Source organism: Nocardioides sp. YJ-D4, from assembly GCF_054031495.1.
Genome location: NZ_CM132932.1, coordinates 2,647,020 through 2,663,168 on the forward strand (window position 1 = coordinate 2,647,020; position 16,149 = coordinate 2,663,168).

The 16,149-nt window shown below is 67.6% G+C and carries 15 protein-coding genes; 9 read left to right on the forward strand and 6 right to left on the reverse strand.

Features of this window, described 5'->3' with window-relative positions:
* Window positions 1-69: 69 nt before the first annotated feature.
* The 3 genes from ACW14X_RS12600 (at window position 70) to acs (ending at window position 4,133) form a co-directional block, all read left to right on the forward strand.
* Window positions 70-420: a DUF485 domain-containing protein gene (locus ACW14X_RS12600; protein ID WP_160025759.1), complete on the forward strand. Its 351-nt coding sequence runs from the start codon at window positions 70-72 to the stop codon at window positions 418-420.
* On the forward strand, window positions 420-2,051 hold the full coding sequence (locus ACW14X_RS12605) for a solute symporter family protein (RefSeq protein ID WP_160025760.1): 1,632 nt from the start codon (window positions 420-422) through the stop codon (window positions 2,049-2,051). Before ACW14X_RS12600 ends, ACW14X_RS12605 begins: the two co-directional genes overlap by 1 nt.
* Before the next feature lie 111 nt (window positions 2,052-2,162).
* On the forward strand, window positions 2,163-4,133 hold the full coding sequence (gene acs, locus ACW14X_RS12610) for an acetate--CoA ligase (protein ID WP_457165807.1): 1,971 nt from the start codon (window positions 2,163-2,165) through the stop codon (window positions 4,131-4,133).
* A 73-nt stretch (window positions 4,134-4,206) separates the two neighbouring features.
* Here acs and ACW14X_RS12615 read toward each other — a convergent pair whose 3' ends face one another.
* A complete protein-coding gene (locus tag ACW14X_RS12615; RefSeq protein ID WP_457165808.1) occupies window positions 4,207-4,728 on the reverse strand; it encodes a C40 family peptidase in 522 nt (173 codons plus the stop codon).
* 515 nt (window positions 4,729-5,243) lie between these two features.
* On the opposite strand from ACW14X_RS12615, the gene nhaA reads away from it, so the two are divergent.
* The 3 genes from nhaA to ACW14X_RS12630 all read left to right on the forward strand — a co-directional run bounded on the left by nhaA (window position 5,244) and on the right by ACW14X_RS12630 (window position 8,083).
* Window positions 5,244-6,542, forward strand: coding sequence for a Na+/H+ antiporter NhaA (gene nhaA / locus ACW14X_RS12620; RefSeq protein WP_457165809.1), 1,299 nt, complete (start codon window positions 5,244-5,246; stop codon window positions 6,540-6,542).
* A 42-nt stretch (window positions 6,543-6,584) separates the two neighbouring features.
* Window positions 6,585-6,992, forward strand: a complete 408-nt coding sequence (locus ACW14X_RS12625) for a phage holin family protein (RefSeq protein ID WP_160025764.1) — start codon at window positions 6,585-6,587, stop codon at window positions 6,990-6,992.
* A gap of 158 nt (window positions 6,993-7,150) precedes the next feature.
* Window positions 7,151-8,083 carry a DUF559 domain-containing protein gene (locus ACW14X_RS12630; RefSeq protein ID WP_160025765.1) on the forward strand — a complete coding sequence of 311 codons (933 nt, stop codon included), beginning with the start codon at window positions 7,151-7,153 and terminating at the stop codon, window positions 8,081-8,083.
* Window positions 8,084-8,236: 153 nt separating this feature from the next.
* Here the strand turns inward: ACW14X_RS12630 and ACW14X_RS12635 are convergent, their stop codons facing one another.
* From ACW14X_RS12635 to nth, 4 genes are read right to left on the reverse strand one after another with little or no spacing between them, the layout of a single operon-like run.
* Window positions 8,237-9,415 (reverse strand): MarP family serine protease, encoded by a 1,179-nt coding sequence (locus ACW14X_RS12635; RefSeq protein ID WP_457165810.1) that lies wholly within the window; start codon window positions 9,413-9,415, stop codon window positions 8,237-8,239.
* Window positions 9,412-10,107 (reverse strand): NUDIX hydrolase, encoded by a 696-nt coding sequence (locus ACW14X_RS12640; protein ID WP_350844680.1) that lies wholly within the window; start codon window positions 10,105-10,107, stop codon window positions 9,412-9,414. Before ACW14X_RS12640 ends, ACW14X_RS12635 begins: the two co-directional genes overlap by 4 nt.
* Entirely contained in the window at window positions 10,104-10,751 is a 648-nt protein-coding gene (locus tag ACW14X_RS12645) for a TlpA family protein disulfide reductase (protein WP_457165811.1), read from the reverse strand. Before ACW14X_RS12645 ends, ACW14X_RS12640 begins: the two co-directional genes overlap by 4 nt.
* Window positions 10,751-11,467, reverse strand: a complete 717-nt coding sequence (nth, locus tag ACW14X_RS12650) for an endonuclease III (RefSeq protein WP_350719145.1) — start codon at window positions 11,465-11,467, stop codon at window positions 10,751-10,753. Before nth ends, ACW14X_RS12645 begins: the two co-directional genes overlap by 1 nt.
* A gap of 187 nt (window positions 11,468-11,654) precedes the next feature.
* Between nth and ACW14X_RS12655 the strand changes: the two genes are divergently transcribed.
* The 3 genes from ACW14X_RS12655 to ACW14X_RS12665 all read left to right on the forward strand — a co-directional run bounded on the left by ACW14X_RS12655 (window position 11,655) and on the right by ACW14X_RS12665 (window position 15,545).
* Window positions 11,655-12,332, forward strand: coding sequence for a Crp/Fnr family transcriptional regulator (locus ACW14X_RS12655; RefSeq protein WP_008356269.1), 678 nt, complete (start codon window positions 11,655-11,657; stop codon window positions 12,330-12,332).
* A gap of 65 nt (window positions 12,333-12,397) precedes the next feature.
* Window positions 12,398-12,904 carry a SigE family RNA polymerase sigma factor gene (locus ACW14X_RS12660; protein ID WP_457165812.1) on the forward strand — a complete coding sequence of 169 codons (507 nt, stop codon included), beginning with the start codon at window positions 12,398-12,400 and terminating at the stop codon, window positions 12,902-12,904.
* Window positions 12,897-15,545 (forward strand): hypothetical protein, encoded by a 2,649-nt coding sequence (locus tag ACW14X_RS12665; RefSeq protein ID WP_457165813.1) that lies wholly within the window; start codon window positions 12,897-12,899, stop codon window positions 15,543-15,545. Before ACW14X_RS12660 ends, ACW14X_RS12665 begins: the two co-directional genes overlap by 8 nt.
* On the opposite strand, the gene ACW14X_RS12670 is transcribed toward ACW14X_RS12665, so the two are convergent.
* Complete coding sequence (locus ACW14X_RS12670) at window positions 15,539-16,135, reverse strand: YdeI/OmpD-associated family protein (protein ID WP_400469062.1); 597 nt, start codon at window positions 16,133-16,135, stop codon at window positions 15,539-15,541. The genes ACW14X_RS12665 and ACW14X_RS12670 overlap by 7 nt on opposite strands.
* Window positions 16,136-16,149 lie beyond the last annotated feature (14 nt).

The window sequence follows — 16,149 nt, forward strand, 5'->3', positions numbered from 1 at the left end:
GACTGCGATCACACGTCGTCCGTCATCCACCCCCACGGTTGACGGCCTCGTCAACGAAAGGGTTAGACCGTGAGCGAAGAAGCGCACGACCAAGCCCACCGGCACGACCCGGTCTACGACAGACTGCACGCCACGGCAGAGTTCCGCGCTCTGCGGTCGGCGTACCGGAAGTTCGTATTCCCGGCCACGGTGGCATTCCTGGCTTGGTATCTCCTCTACGTGTTCTGCTCCAACTGGGCAGAGGACTTCATGAACACCAAGCTCGTCGGCAACATCAATGTCGCGCTGGTCTTCGGGCTCCTCCAGTTCGCGACCACGTTCGGCATCGCCTACCTCTACGCCAACTACTCCAACAAGCACCTCGATCCGCTGGCTCGGAAGCTCGACGAGGAATACGAGATCGAGAAGAGGCAGCTCTGATGGACGGTAGCCAGATCCTCACCACGGTCCTGTTCCTCGCGGTCGTCGCGGTCACGATCGGCATCACCTTCTGGGCGAGCCGGCAGACGAAGACCGCTGCCGACTACTACGCGGGTGGCCGCGGCTTCTCCGGTTTCCAGAACGGTCTCGCCATCGGCGGCGACTACATGTCGGCGGCGTCGTTCCTCGGTATCTCCGGCGCCATCGCCCTGTCCGGCTACGACGGCTTCCTCTACTCGATCGGCTTCCTCGTCGCCTGGCTGGTGGCGCTGCTGCTGGTCGCAGAGGTGCTGCGTAACTCGGGTCGCTACACGATGGCCGACCAGCTGGCGTACCGGATGAAGCAGCGCCCGGTCCGCCTGGCAGCCGCGACCTCCACGGTCGTCGTCTCGATCTTCTACCTGCTGGCCCAGATGGTCGGTGCGGGTGCCCTGGTGGCCCTGCTGCTCGGCGTCGAGGACCAGGCGGTCAAGAACGTCGTGATCCTGTTCGTCGGCGCGCTGATGATCTTCTACGTCACCGTCGGCGGCATGAAGGGCACGACCTGGGTCCAGATCGTCAAGGCCGTGCTGCTGATGACCGGCTCGGCGCTGATCGTCATCCTGGTGCTCGCCCAGTTCGGCTTCAACCTCTCCGAGCTGCTCGGCTCGGCCGCCGACGCCTCGGGCAAGGGCGACGCCTTCCTCCAGCCCGGGCTGAAGTACGGCCTGAGCTTCACCAGCGAGCTGGACTTCGTCTCGCTCGGGCTCGCCCTGGTGCTCGGCACCGCCGGCCTGCCGCACATCCTGATCCGCTTCTACACCGTCCCGACCTCGGCGGATGCTCGCAAGTCGGTGCTGTGGGCGATCGGCCTGATCGGTGTCTTCTACCTGTTCACCCTGGTCCTGGGCTTCGGTGCGGCCGCGCTGGTCGACCCGACCACTCTGGACAAGGCCGGCAACCTGGCTGCGCCACTGCTCGCCCAGGAGGTCGGTGGCGGTGAAGGCTCCGTCGGCGGCGCCGTACTGCTGGCACTCATCGCCGCGGTCGCCTTCGCCACGATCCTCGCCGTGGTCGCGGGTCTGACGTTGACCTCCTCGGTCTCCGTCGCCCACGACATCTACAACTCGGTGATCAAGCGTGGCAAAGCCACCGAGAAGGAGGAGTTGAAGGTCTCTCGCTGGGCCGCGGCGGGCATCGGCCTGGTCGCGATCCTGCTGGCCATCCCAGCGCAGTCGCTGAACATCGCGTTCCTGGTGGCACTGGCCTTCGCGGTCGCCGCCTCGGCGAACCTGCCGGCGATCATCTACAACATGTTCTGGGCGCGGTTCAACACCCGTGGTGCGACCTGGTCGATCTACGGCGGCCTGATCTCCTGTGTCGGTCTGGTCTTCTTCTCGCCGGTCGTCTCCGGCAAGACGGCCGTGGACGCGGTGACGGGCGAGACGATCTCCGCCTCGCTCTTCCCGCTCGGCGTGGACTTCTCCTGGTTCCCCCTGGAGAACCCCGGCATCATCTCCATCCCGCTCGGGTTCTTCCTGGGCTGGCTGGGCACGGTGACGTCGAAGGAGCCGGAGACCGCTGAGCGTTACGTCGAGCTCGAGGTGCGCGCCCTCACCGGCGCCGGCTCGGAGAAGGCGATCACGCACTGATCCATCACGGCGGGCCGTCGTACACAGGTGTTGTACGACGGCCCGCCATCATTCTTTCCCCCGCACTACCCTGTGGCTTGAGCCACACATTTTTCGTACGTAGGAGTCACTGTGAGCGACGAGACCCTGTCCAACCTGCTGCACGAGAAGCGCCGGTTCGAGCCCCCGGCCGAGCTTGCCGCCGCTGCCAACGTCAAGGCCGATGCGTACGACGCCGCTGCCGCGGACTGCGACGCGTTCTGGGCGGCCGCCGCGGAACGGCTCACTTGGGCCAAGCCGTTCGATCGCGTCCTGAACTGGGACAACCCGCCCTTCGCGAAGTGGTACGAGGGGGGCGAGATCAACGTCGCCTACAACGCCGTCGACCGCCACGTCGAGGCCGGGCTCGGCGACCGGGTCGCGATCCACTGGGTCGGCGAGCCCGCGGACGACAAGCGCACCATCACCTATGCCGAGCTCAAGGACGAGGTCTCCCGGGCCGCGAACGCCTTCGAGGCGCTCGGCGTCGGCAAGGGCGACCGGGTGGCGATCTACATGCCGATGATCCCCGAGGCCGTCTTCGCGATGCTCGCCTGCGCGCGGATCGGGGCGATCCACACCGTCATCTTCGGTGGCTTCTCCGCCGACGCTCTCGCGACCCGCGTCGTCGACTGCGGCGCGAAGCTGATCGTCACCTCCGACGGCGGCTACCGCCGTGGCGCGCCCTCGGCACTCAAGCCCGCCGTGGACGAGGCGGTCACGAAGGTCGAGGCGACTCAGCCGGGCCTGGTCGAGAACGTAGTCGTGGTCAAGCGCACCGGGCAGGACGTCGACTGGAACGACTCGGTCGACAAGTGGTGGTCGGATGTCGTGTCGTCGGCGTCGACCGAGCACACCCCGGTGGCGCACGACGCCGAGCACCCGCTCTTCGTCATGTACACGAGCGGGACCACCGGGAAGCCGAAGGGCATCCTGCACACCACCGGCGGCTACCTCACCCAGGCGGCGTTCACGCACTGGGAGGTCTTCGACCTCAAGCCCGAGACCGACGTCTACTGGTGCACCGCCGACATCGGCTGGATCACCGGCCACTCCTACATCGTCTACGGGCCGCTGGCCAACGGCGCGACCCAGGTGCTCTACGAAGGCACCCCGGACTTCCCGGAGAAGGGTCGCTGGTGGCAGATCATCGAGGAGTACGGCGTCACGATCTTCTACACCGCGCCGACCGCGATCCGGACGTTCATGAAGCAGGGGCGCGCCATCCCGGACGGCCGCGACCTCTCCTCGGTCCGCCTGCTCGGGTCCGTCGGTGAGCCGATCAACCCCGAGGCCTACATCTGGTACCGCGACGTCATCGGCGGGTCGAAGGTTCCCGTGGTGGACACCTGGTGGCAGACCGAGACCGGCGCGATCATGATCTCGCCGCTCCCCGGAGTGACGGCTGGGAAGCCGGGGTCGGCGATGAAGGCCCTGCCGGGTGTGGGCGCCGACGTGGTCGACGACAACGGCGTCTCCGTCCCGAACGGTGCCGGGGGCTATCTCGTGCTGACCCAGCCGTGGCCGTCGATGCTGCGTACGATCTGGGGCGACGACCAGCGCTACATCGACACCTACTGGTCTCGCTTCAAGGACCAGGGGTTCTACTTCGCCGGTGACGGCGCGAAGAAGGACGAGGACGGCGACGTCTGGGTTCTGGGCCGCGTCGACGACGTGATGAACGTGTCCGGCCACCGCCTCTCCACGACCGAGATCGAGTCGGCACTGGTCTCGCACCCCTACGTCGCCGAGGCGGCGGTCGTGGGTGCGACCGACCCCGACACGGGGCAGGCCGTCGTGGCGTACGTCATCCTGCGCGACGGGTCGCCGGAGAACTGCCACAAGGAGCTCTCCGACCACGTCCGCAAGGAGATCGGCCCGATCGCCAAGCCGCGGCAGATCATGATCGTGCCTGAGCTGCCCAAGACGCGCTCGGGGAAGATCATGCGGCGACTCCTCCGCGACCTCGCCGAGGGTCGCGGCGTCGGCGACACGACCACGCTCGCCGATCAGACGATCATGGACCTCATCGCTGCCGGGAAGACGACCGCCACGGACGAGTGATGACGCTCGGCAATCGCAGCGGCCCGGCCACCCCATACGGGGCGGCCGGGCCGCTGCGTACGTTCTGGTGCTTCTAGTACTTCACCCGGCGGATGAAGTGGCTGTCGGTCCAGATCGGGTCCTTCGTGACAGCCTCACCCGACCCGGGCGCGTGCCAGACCCAGCGGCGGCCGTCGCGCTTCCCGGCGTAGATGCCGACGTGGTAGACCCCGCCGCTGCCGTAGAAGAAGACCAGATCGCCCTTGCGTGGCTTCTTGACCTTGAAGGTGTGGCTGACCTGGGCCGACGAGCTGTGCGGCAGCTTGCGGCCGAGCTTCTTGTAGACCCACTGGGTCAGGCCCGAGCAGTCGTAGGCGTGCGGGCCGTTGGCCCCGTAGGAGTAGGGGTCGCCGGCCTGGCTCTTGACGCGGCGCAGTGCTCGCAGCCCGCGCGACTTCTTCTTCTTTTTCTTGGTGGTGTGGGTGCCTGTCTGAGCGCTGGTGCTGGCGCTGGTCTGGGCACGTGCGCCCGGCGAGGAGGCTGCCGTGGCGGACTGGGCTGGAGCGGCGACGAGCGCGAGACCGACCACCAGGGCGGTCGCGAGGCCGACGGTCATGGTTCTGTGGGCGCGCGAAAGCGCACGGACACACGATCCGGTCATTCGAGGTTCCCCTGTTGCAGCGACGCCTGCGAAGGTTGACCTGTCGGATTCGGGCTGCTGTTGCCCGGGCGCTGGATGTTCCGCCTACGCCTTCACCCCAAGCCGGTCTGCCTTGTCTCTGGCTCCCGGCGCACTGCTCGGCTCCCCCGTGCCCGCCACCGTGGTCGGATCGACTCTCCTCCGGTTGTGACGGGCCTCGGCGCGACCGGAGCGGCCCCACCGTTCCGTAGGGCTCATCCACTATGCAACGGAACCAGGTGCCGGTCGGGGCATTTGTGCAGCAACTCACTCTCTAATTGATGCTTTTGTGTACTTTTGCCTTCGTTTGCCTGCTTTTTGAGGATGCTGGCGGCCCCAAGTTGATCACCTTCCTACCTGTGACAGCGGTGCTTGCTAGGGTCGTCGTCAGGTGTGCCGGGAAGTCTGGTCGGCGTGAGTTCATCGACCCCTGAGCCCTTGGAGGCCCATCCGTGTCCGACACCCGCAACCGCCTCTTCACCCGCGGCTCCTGGCTGGAGACCTCGCGTACGGCCGAGATCCTGCGAGCCGAGACGACCGGCGGCGTACTCCTCATCATCGCCGCGATCATCGCGGTCATCCTGGCCAACAGCCCCTGGCAGGAGGCGTACGAGGCGGTCCGCGACTTCCGGATCGGTCCCGAGGCCCTTCATCTCGATCTGACCATCGGAGCCTGGGCGGCCGACGGCCTGCTCGCCATCTTCTTCTTCGTCGCCGGCCTGGAGCTCAAGCGCGAGTTCGTCTCCGGCGACCTCCGCGACCCCCGGCGAGCCGCGCTGCCGATCGCGGCCGCGGTCGGCGGCATGGTCGTCCCGGCGCTGGTCTACGTGGCCGTCAACCTGATCGGCGACGGCTCGCTGGCCGGCTGGGCGACACCGGTCGCCACCGACATCGCCTTCGCGGTCGCCATCCTGGCGGTCATCTCGACGCATCTGCCTGTGGGGCTGCGTACGTTCCTGCTTACCCTCGCCGTCGTCGACGACCTGCTCGGCATCATCGTCATCGCGGTCTTCTTCACCTCCGAGCTGCACATCGGCTACCTGCTGCTCGCGCTCATCCCGATCGGGCTCTTCGCGGTGCTCGTGCAGCGCCGCGTACGCAGCCCCTGGCTGCTCCTCCCGCTCGCCCTGATCGCCTGGGCCCTCGTCCACTCCAGCGGCGTCCACGCCACCGTCGCCGGGGTGCTTCTCGGGTTCACCGTGCCGGTCATCGCCCGCAACCCGGAGGCCAAGCGCGGGCTCGCCGAGCACTTCGAGCATCTGGTCCGGCCGATCTCGGCCGGCGTTGCGGTGCCGATCTTCGCCTTCTTCGCCGCCGGCGTGTCCCTCGGTGGCTGGGACGGGGTGACCAGCGCGCTGCGCGACCCGATCACGCTCGGCATCATCCTCGGTCTGGTCGTCGGCAAGACCATCGGGATCTCGGGGTCGACCTGGCTGCTGGCCCGGTTCACCCGTGCGTCGCTGGACGACGACCTCGCCTGGACCGACGTGATCGGGATGGCGATGCTGGCCGGCATCGGGTTCACGGTGTCGCTGCTGATCGGCGAGCTCGCCTTCGAGTCCGATCCGTCCGCTCACGACCACATGAAGGTGGGCGTTCTGTTCGGGTCCGTCCTGGCCGCTGCCCTGGCGACGGTGGTGCTGCGGGCGCGCAACAGGGTCTATCGCCGCATCGAGGAGGTCGAGACTCTCGACGCCAACAAGGACGGCGTGCCGGACGTGTTCGAGGATGATCAGGGTCGCGACCGGTAAGGTCGTGGGCGCTCCCCAATACACGTTCAGCGAAGGGTTCCCATGGCAGTCGACATCGTGAAGTCCCCCGGCGGCGAGGACCCGACGATCGGCAAGCTCGTCGTCGACGCCACCCGCGACATCTCCGAGCTCGTCAACAAGGAGATCACGCTCGCGAAACAGGAGCTCAAGGTCTCGATGACCAACGCCGGCGTCGGCGTCGGTCTCTTCGCCGCCGCGGCGTTCCTGCTGGTCCTCGCCGTGATCATGCTCTCCGTCTCGGCGGCCTACTTCATCCACTGGGCCGGCCTCGGCCTGCACTGGTCCTTCCTCATCGTCTTCGGCTTCTACGTCCTCCTCGCCGCCCTGCTCGGCTTCATCGGCGTACTCAAGGTGAAGAAGGTCAAGGCCCCCGAGAAGGCCATCGCCCAGGGCAAGGAGATCCCCCGGGCTCTCAAGGGCCAGCGCTGACCCACCCCGCCGAATCGGTCGTTGTGGCGACCGAATAGGTAGTTCTGGCGAACGAGTTCGGGCCACTTACTGTCCACAGGCGTCCTTTGGGCTGAAGTTATCCACAGCCGACGGAAACGGCAGTGATTTTCGTACGCCGCGGGCACACAGTGGCTCGCATGAACCTGTCAGTTGTCGGCGCTGCCTCGGCTCTGCCAGCGCGCCCGTTTACCGCCAGTGAACTCAGCGAGCTCTCCATCAAGAGGTACGACCTCCGCGTCGCCGTCGAGCGCGGCGAGATCCTCAGACCGTTCCGCGGTGTCTTCATTCCTTCCGACGTGGAGGACACCGCGGAGACAAGAGCCGCAGCGGTTTCCCGCGTCGTATCTCCACACCACGTCGTGTCCGACCGCACCGCCGCCTGGATCCACGGGATCAACACCTATTCGCTCAGCGAGCAGACCCAGATTCCAGCCGTCGAAACCTGCGCACGTCGCGGCTTCGCGCCGACGCGCCTGGAAGGGGTCGACGGGCGCTCACGTGACCTCCTCGACCGGGACATCATGACGCTCAACGGCGTCAAGATCACGACGCCCTTGCGCACCGCGCTCGATCTCGGGTGCAACCTGAAGCGCCGCGAGGCGATGGCCGCCCTCAACGAGTTCGCCAAGGAGCACGGCATCAGCCGAGCTGCCCTCAACCAAGAGCTTCCCCGCTTCAAAGGCCGCCGCGGGGTCGTCCAGCTCCGGGAGCTCGTTCCGCTTCTCAATCGCCACGTCGAGTCCCAGCGAGAGTCCTGGACGTTGCTTGCCATCAGCGACGCCGGACTACCTCTCCCCGAGACACAGGTCTGGGTCGATGTGGAAGGTATCCCGACCTATCGCCTCGACTTCGCATACCGCCTCGCCAAGGTCGCCGTCGAGTACGACGGCGAAGACCATGACGACCCTGAGCAGCGGATCTACGACGAGGAGCGACGAGGCTGGCTGGTCGACCATGGCTGGATCGTGATCATCGTGCGCCGAGGAGACTTCACCGGCGATCGCCTCGACGCCTGGCTCAGGGAGATCAAGGACGCGCTCACCCCGACGTACTCCTCACGCCGCTTCTGACCACACCGCGCGGTCCTCAACCAGCCGAGTCCGCAGTTGTGGCGCGCCGAATCTGTAGTTGTGGGCGACGAAACTCGAGCTTCGTCACCCACAACTACAGATTCGACGTCCGGAACTACCGACTCGGCCGCCATATCTACCGTCTCGGCGGGGTCAGCCGGCGCAGGCTCCGGTGTCGACGGTGGCGGTCTGGGAGCGAGCCTCGCGGGCGATCTCGATGACCTGATCGGTGGTGAGGGCGTAGCCGGTCTCGGAGTCGGTGACCGAGGCGGCGAAGACGACGCCGACGACGTCACCCTCGGAGTCGACGATGGGACCGCCGGAGTTGCCGGGGCGGATGAGGCTGCGTACGGAGTAGACGTCTCGGATGACGGTGCCGACGCCGTAGATGTCGGGCGAGCGGAGGCGCTGCTCGGCACGGATACGACCTGGCTGTACGTCGAAGGGGCCGTCCTGCGGATAGCCCAGGACGGCGATCGGGTCCTCGGCGCCGGCCGTGCGGTCGAACTCGAGGCGCTTGAGGTTGCCGCCACCCTCGAACTTCAGGACCGCGATGTCGATCTCGGGGTCGTAGTGGACGACCTTGGCGTCGTTGGCGCCATCACCGACGATGACGTTGGGGTCGTCGACGCCGGCGACGACGTGGGCGTTGGTCATCAGGTAGCCGCGGCCGATGACGAATCCGGTGCCCTCGACACCCTTGCCGCACTCGTTGGCGCCGCGAATCTTGAGGACCGACTCGCCGGAACGTACGACATCGGGGTCGGTGAGCATGCGCCGCGGGCCGGGTCCGACCTCGACGATCCGCTCGCGGGCGAACGGCTCCAGGTAACGCGGGAAGAACGAGGTGCCGACGACGTCGTTGAACGCGCTCAGCGCACGATCCGCAGGCGACGGCATAATCGAGTCGACCTTGGCCAGGATGGCCGATCCGCGCACCGCGGGCGTGAGCCCATTGATCTGCGCTCCCGAGACCGCGACTCCGAGAGCCCAGGCGACCACCAGCACGGCCGCCGCGCTGAGCAGCGATCCGCCGAGGGCATCGACGATCCGGGCCGGCTGCCAGGTGATCTCGTCGCGCACGCGTACGCCGCCGTATTGCAGCACCGCCTGCCCGATGGACGCACACGCGATCACGACGAACAGGGCACCGAGCGAGACCCACAACGACGGGGCCGCGCTGCCGAGCACCTTCGGGGCCAGCCAGATGCCGATGAAGCCACCGAGCAGCAGTCCACCGGTCGCGAAGGCGCCGGTGATGAAGCCCTGCCAGTAGCCCGAGAGCGCGTAGGCCCCGACGAGGATGATCAGGATCCAGTCAAGAAAGTTCACGGCTGGTTCCGTTCGCGTCCCTGGAACATGTATTCGGGCAACTCCTTGATCGGGGCGTCCGGAATCTCCGTGATCCACCCGAGATAGGTGAAGAAACGGCTGATGATTCCACCTGTGAAGCCCCAGAGGATGACATCCTTCTCCGGTCCGATCAAGAACGCGGGCATCAGCCATTCGCTGCGGCCGGGCGCGCCGACCTGGATCCGGTGGGCCGGGTCGATGAGATCCGACAACGGCACCCGGTAGACGGCGTGCACCTCCTCGACCGAGCGCGTGGTGACCGGAGACGGCTCCCGCCACCACGCGATGATCGGCACCACGGCGTGGTTGGAGAACGGGATCCACAGCGCCGGGAGGCGGCCGACCACGTCGACACCGGTCGGGTCGAGCCCGGTCTCCTCCCACGCCTCCCGCAGCGCCGCCTCCTCGGCGGTCTCTCCCGGATCGAGTCGGCCACCGGGGAACGAGACCTGGCCGGGATGCGAACGCATCGTGTGCGAGCGCTCGGTCAGCAGCAGATCGGGACCCGAGGGTCCTTCACCGAAGAGCATCAGCACGGCCGACTCGCGGGCGCTGCCGTCCGCCGGGGGCAGGAACTGTGAGATGTCCTCGCCCTGGATCTGCTGCGCCGCCTCGACGATCTCGTCGAACCACTCCGGCCGCGTCCCGTTGGCCGCCTGACGATCGCTCACAGCTCGATCCCCAGCTTCTTCTCGACGAGCTCCTTCACCTGGGCCGCACTTGTCATGCCACCCATCTGCAGCAGCTCGACCTCGCCAGAGGAGGACAGGACGTACGTCGCCGGCACCGCGCGCGCCGTGAGCGGCCCGCCCTGCAGCTCACCGCCCGGATCGGCGTACATCGGGAAGGTCACCCCACGCGAGATCGCCTCCTTGAGCGCGACTCCGGGGACCGTGTCCATGACGTCGATGCCGATCACCGGCACCTCGTCGCCGTAGCTCTCGTAGAAGCTCTGCAACGCAGGCATCTCCTCCTTGCAGGGCGCGCAGAAGCCCTGGAAGAGGTTGATCACCATCGGTCCCTCGAAGGACGCCAGGTCAGCCGACGACCCACCGCCGAGGCAGGGCAGCACGATCGACGGCAGCCCACCGTCGCTGGCGGGCCCTTCCTCGCAGGCCTCCACCTTCGACGCCTTCTTGGCCGCGACCATCTCCGCGGTGGCGACGTTGACCTTGGAGGAGGACGGCTCATCGGCCAGTGGCGCGCCGGACTGACCGCCCTCGCTCGAGGAGTCGGTGCCGCAACCGGCCAGGACGGCCAGCAGCAGGGCAGCTGCCGACGCGACCCGGGCTCGTCTCCCCAGGGCACGAACCATCAGTTGCGGCCCTCCGTGCGGACCAGCTTGGCCGCGGCGACGGGGTCGGTCGGCCCCTCGCCGTACGCAGGGCACAGCTGTGACACCGGACAGGCACCACACGCGGGCTTCTGGGCGTGACAGATCCGCCGCCCGTGCCAGATCACATGGTGGGACAGCATCGTCCAGTCCCGCTTCTCGAAGAGCGCACCGACCTCGTGCTCGACCTTGACCGGGTCCTTCTCGGTCGTCCAACCGAAGCGCCGCGAGAGCCGTCCGAAGTGTGTGTCGACAGTGATCCCCGGCTTGCCGAAGGCGTTGCCGAGCACCACGTTGGCGGTCTTGCGCCCCACGCCGGGCAGCTTCACCAGCTGCTCCAGACGGTCAGGCACCTCGCCGTCGTACTCCTCCACCAGCACGGCGCTCAGCTTCAGCAGCGCGTCGGTCTTGGCGCGGAAGAAGCCGAGCGGCCCGACGAGCTGCTCCAGGTGCTCCCGGGGCGCCGCCGCCATCTCCTTCGCGGACGGGTAGGCCGCAAAGAGGGCAGGCGAGGCCAGGTTGACCCGCTTGTCCGTGGTCTGCGCGCTCAGCACGGTCACGACCAGGCATTCGAACGGATTGGTGAAGTCGAGCTCGGCCTTGGCATCCGGGTAGGTCTCACCGAGGATGCGGTCGATCCGACGGGCACGACGCACCAGACCCAGGCGCGTCTCAGTCGCAAACTTCTGGGCAGGCACGCAGCAAGGCTACGCGGCCGCACCGACAATCCCGATCCGGCCCGGAAGACGGCTAGCACAAACACCGCTCAACACATGCACTTTCTGCGCTTATCGGTGGGGGATGTGCACGTGTGAGACGTTCCACAGATAGGATTCCCGGTGTAATACCCGCGGATGTGGGGAAAATCCAGGAGGAATGGCCGCAATGGACAACGACGTACTCCGTCAGGCACCGCTCTTCAGCGCACTCGATGACGAGTCGATGACGGCCCTGCACGCCTCGATGGCAGAGTCGAAGCTCCGCCGCGGAGAGGTGCTCTTCCACGAGGGCGACTCCGGCGACAAGCTGTACGTCGTGATCGACGGCAAGGTGAAGCTCGGCCGCACCTCGTCCGACGGCCGCGAGAACCTGCTCGCCATCATGGGCCCCGGCCAGATGTTCGGTGAGCTCTCGCTCTTCGACCCCGGCCCCCGCTCGGCCACCGTCACCGCGGTCACCGACTCCGCCTTCGCGAGCCTGTCGCACGAGGACCTCCTCAAGTGGCTCGAGGGCCGCCCGGTCGTCGCCCGCGGTCTGCTCGCCCAGCTGGCCGGCCGCCTCCGCAAGGCCAACGACGTCGTCGCCGACCTCGTCTTCTCCGACGTCCCCGGCCGTGTCGCGAAGGCCCTGCTCGACCTCGCCGACCGCTTCGGCCGCACCGCCGACGACGGCGTCCACGTCCACCACGACCTCACCCAGGAGGAGCTCGCCCAGCTCGTCGGCGCCTCCCGCGAGACGGTCAACAAGGCCCTGGCCGACTTCGCCAGCCGCGGCTGGCTCCGCCTGGAGCCCCGCTCGGTCGTGATCATGGACATTGAGCGCATGGCTCGCCGCGCCCGCTGATCTTTTAACTTTACGAAGGCACCCGGCCTCCTTTCCACCGGCGTATAAGCCGGTGAAAGGAGGCCGTGTTGCTTTTCCCCACAGATACGGGGCGCGAAGCGTTCGACCACTTCGTACGCTCCCGGGTCCCGGCGCTGTCCCGAACCGCCTACCTGCTCACCGGTGACGCGCACCTCGCCGAAGACCTCGTCCAGCAGGCACTCCTTTCCGCCGCGAAGTCGTGGCATCGCATCCAGGGCGACCCCGAGCCGTACGTCCGTCGCATCCTCTACACCCAGAACATCTCCTGGTGGCGCCGACGTCGCCTGGTTGAGACCCCGACCGAGACGTACGAAGCGTCGGCCGTCGCCGCCGGCGACACGGAACTGCGGCTCAGCCTCGATGCCGCCCTCGCTCAGCTCACCGCCCGCCAGCGCACGATCCTCGTGCTCCGCTTCTTCGAAGATCTCACCGAGGTCCAGACCGCCCACGTTCTCGGCATCCACCCCGGCACGGTCAAGTCCACCACCCGCAAGGCGCTCGCTCGCCTGCGCACCCTCGCACCTCACCTTGAGGAGCTCCTCCATGACTGACCAGCAGCTCCGCGACGAGCTCCACCGCATCGCCGAGCGAGCGCCCGAGGCGTACGTGCCCACTGACACCTTCGCCCGAGGCCGACGCGCCCATCGCCGCTCAGTCGTCATCGCCGTCAGCGCCGTCTCAGCCGCCATCGCCCTCATCGCCGGCTCCATCGCCTTCGCTCCGCAGCGCGACTCGGCCGAAGTCGACCCTGCCCGAAGCGACACCGACCTCGCCGTCCCCGACACGATCTTTGCGACGCCGACGTGGCTGGCCGAGACCGAGGACGGCCACTACGTCAACGCCGGGAAACTGGAACACGACCTGGCGATCGGCGCCGGTGCGATCGCATACGCCCAACCTGCTCAGGACTCGAACGGCGCCGTCGCGATCGTCGTCGATGCCGACGACGGCGACTACCACCCGCTCTACCTTCCGGATTTCATCGGTCTCGATCCCTATTGGAAGAACTCCTACGGCGACAACGGCGGGGAACGCCCGCTCGCCCTCTCCCCCGACGGGACCCACCTGGCGTGGTCCTGGGGACTGGGCCGGGACGCGGCCGCTGGCAGTGAGCGCGTTTCGGGCGGCGTACGCATCGCCGATCTGACCACCGGCAAGACCTCCGAGTGGGATCTCAGCAACGACGGGAGCACCTACGTCACTGGCATGGAGTGGTCCGAGAGCGGCAGCCAGCTGCTCTGGACCGGTCGCCAGATGGACCGCTGGGACTCCGGGGCGTACGTCCCCGCCGACGCCGTGGTCGGAGTCATCACGCACGCGTCGGGCACCATGACCGCCTACTCCGGCAGGATCGACTCTGCCACGGCCCTCAGCCTGTGGGCGATCTCGGACGACGGAACGATCGCCTTCAACGGTCCGTCGGACACCGGTCTCCACGTCCAGGAGCCGAGCGGCGAGATCACGAGGCTGCCGCTGCCCGGCAAGGCATCCGCCTACGAGCCGATCATGTTCCACGGGTCCGACCTCTACGTCACCACGGAGAACGGGCTGGCCCGGGTCGACGGCCGCGGCGCGACGTACCCGAGCCCGAACAAGATGCCCCTGGATCCGGTCGGCTGGGTCGGCGACGGGCCTCTGCTCAGGCTCCATGGCCCGGACGACGTCTACTACGGCCAAGTCTGGGCAGTCGACGATGCGCCCGGACGCGAGGGCGCCGGCGGAAACTCCCTCATCGCGGTCGACGGCGACGCGAGCATGGTCGTCGACACCGTCAGCATCGCGTACGGACTCATCGATACCGACTCGGTCAAGCACCCGACGGTGCACCGCAGTCAGCCGTTCTTCATGCCGCTGTGGGTCAACACAGCAGTGTTCTGGCTGGTCGCGGCAGTTGTGGTCATCTCCGTCGTGGTCGCCGTCTGCTGGCGACGGGCGAGGCGCGTGCTCGCAGCCGCTATCCCTCTCGCCTGTATTCTCGCCGCCGTCGGCGCGTTCATCTTCTTTGACCCCGCCGACCTCCTGCCGCAGGGCGCGAAGGTGGAAGGCTCTGGCGGCACGATCGAGATCACGTCCTCTTCGCCGGACGCTGAAACGCCGAGCCGCGCGGTGATTCCGCGGCACATCCGCTGGGCGGACCCCTTCACCGAGCCCGACGTCCCAGTCTCCGATGTTCCCGTCGCCGACTCCCGAGCGGTCGGCCGTGCCATCCTCGCGTTCGGCGACGAGAGCGGCGTGATAGATGACCAGGAGAACTGCGAGGAGTACTGCGAGGGGGTCGCGGCGGTGATCACCGCCGACGGCGAATACAAGCGTCTGGCCCTGCCGGGAACTGACAGCTCCTTCGCGATGCGGGAAGAAGAGGCCATGCATCTCTCCCCCGACGGCCTCCACCTGGCGTACGTCACCAAGGACTCCGGCCTCAACGTCATCAATCTGCAGACGGGGAAGGTGACCAGGCAACCCATCGAGCTCGAGCGCGGGAGGATCACCAGTTTCTCTTGGTCGCCGGACTCGTCATGGTTGGTCTGGGACTCCGACCACGAAGACCGACAGGCCGGTCGCATCACGCCCGGCGGCACCACCGACCCGCTCCCCAAGGGCAACTGGGCACATGCAGGCATCGGCAACGACGGCACCGTCGTCGCCCGGTCCGCGACTGGCACTCAGATCTGGCCAGAAGACAAGGCTGTCGACTTCCCCGCCCCCTCCGACAACACCGGCCTCGCCGACCAGGACACCCTGTCGACCTGGATCGGCACCGACGCAGTGGCGGACGACGTCCGAACGGTCGACACCTTGTCCTCACGAGTCACCTTCACGATCGGATCGACCGTTCGCGGTGTCGACGTCGACGCTCGTCAGCTCGTCGAGGTTGCAGGATGGCTGACCGGCGGGACCCCGCTCATCGTGACCGCGGGCGATGAGGGCACCGACCTCCGTACCGTCGCCGACGACGGATCGACCGAGATCGTGGCGGAGATCGACTACCGACTGCAGATGTTGAGCATCGCCACAGCCCTCCCCGAGGATCTGGCCGTCCAGGCACCGGACGCGGAGTGGGCCGAGCCGAGCCCACTCCGCTGGCTACCGCCGGTCGGAGCCGTTGGTGCGGTCGTGACCGGCTTCCTCATCTGGGGACACGTCAGGCGAAGGAAGGCCGATATGCCTTCCCCCGCCAGACGGAGCTACTGAGGCCGCCGCTTCTGTGGATGGATCGTCTCGTGACGGGCGAGCATGGCGACGTACTCCTCGATCCTGCGCGCCCGCGCGGCCTCGGTCTTCAGAGAGGTGATGCGGTGATAGAGGGCGAAACGGTTCTGAGAGGTGAGGACGTCGTACATCGCCTGCGCCTCGGGCACCGCGGCGATCGCGGCGAGAAGGTCGGGCGGGGTCTCGGCGGTGGCCGGACCGGCGTACGCCGCCTCCCACCGCCCGTCCGCCTTCGCCGCCTCCACAGCGGCCCGCCCGGCTGCGGTCATCCGGCCCTCGCGCTCGAGGCGGTCGATGTGCTCGACGTTCCTCAGTGACCAGCGGCTCTTCGGCCCACGCGGGGTGAACCGCTGGAACGACGACTGCTCGTCGCGCCGCCGGGCCTGACCGTCGATCCAGCCGAAGCAGAGCGCTTCGTCGAGCGCGGTCTGCCAGGTCAGCGTGGTCAGCGTGCCGCCCTTCTTGGTCAGCACCAGCCAGACCGCGGGCGTGTCGGCATGGTGCTCCTCCAGCCAGGCCCGCCACGCGGGTGGGTCGGGAAGCAGGAGCTCGTCTCCGGACAGGATCGCCATGGGCCGAACAGTAG

Bases quoted from the DNA above. Each gene is read 5' to 3' on its own strand.
- ACW14X_RS12605 (WP_160025760.1), top strand. From the start codon at position 420: ATGGACGGTAGCCAGATCCTCACCACGGTCCTGTTCCTCGCGGTCGTC.
- ACW14X_RS12670 (WP_400469062.1), bottom strand. From the start codon at position 16,135: ATGGCGATCCTGTCCGGAGACGAGCTCCTGCTTCCCGACCCACCCGCG.
- ACW14X_RS12655 (WP_008356269.1), top strand. From the start codon at position 11,655: ATGGACAACGACGTACTCCGTCAGGCACCGCTCTTCAGCGCACTCGAT.
- ACW14X_RS12615 (WP_457165808.1), bottom strand. From the start codon at position 4,728: ATGACCGTCGGCCTCGCGACCGCCCTGGTGGTCGGTCTCGCGCTCGTC.
- ACW14X_RS12625 (WP_160025764.1), top strand. From the start codon at position 6,585: ATGGCAGTCGACATCGTGAAGTCCCCCGGCGGCGAGGACCCGACGATC.
- ACW14X_RS12645 (WP_457165811.1), bottom strand. From the start codon at position 10,751: ATGGTTCGTGCCCTGGGGAGACGAGCCCGGGTCGCGTCGGCAGCTGCC.
- ACW14X_RS12630 (WP_160025765.1), top strand. From the start codon at position 7,151: ATGAACCTGTCAGTTGTCGGCGCTGCCTCGGCTCTGCCAGCGCGCCCG.
- ACW14X_RS12665 (WP_457165813.1), top strand. From the start codon at position 12,897: ATGACTGACCAGCAGCTCCGCGACGAGCTCCACCGCATCGCCGAGCGA.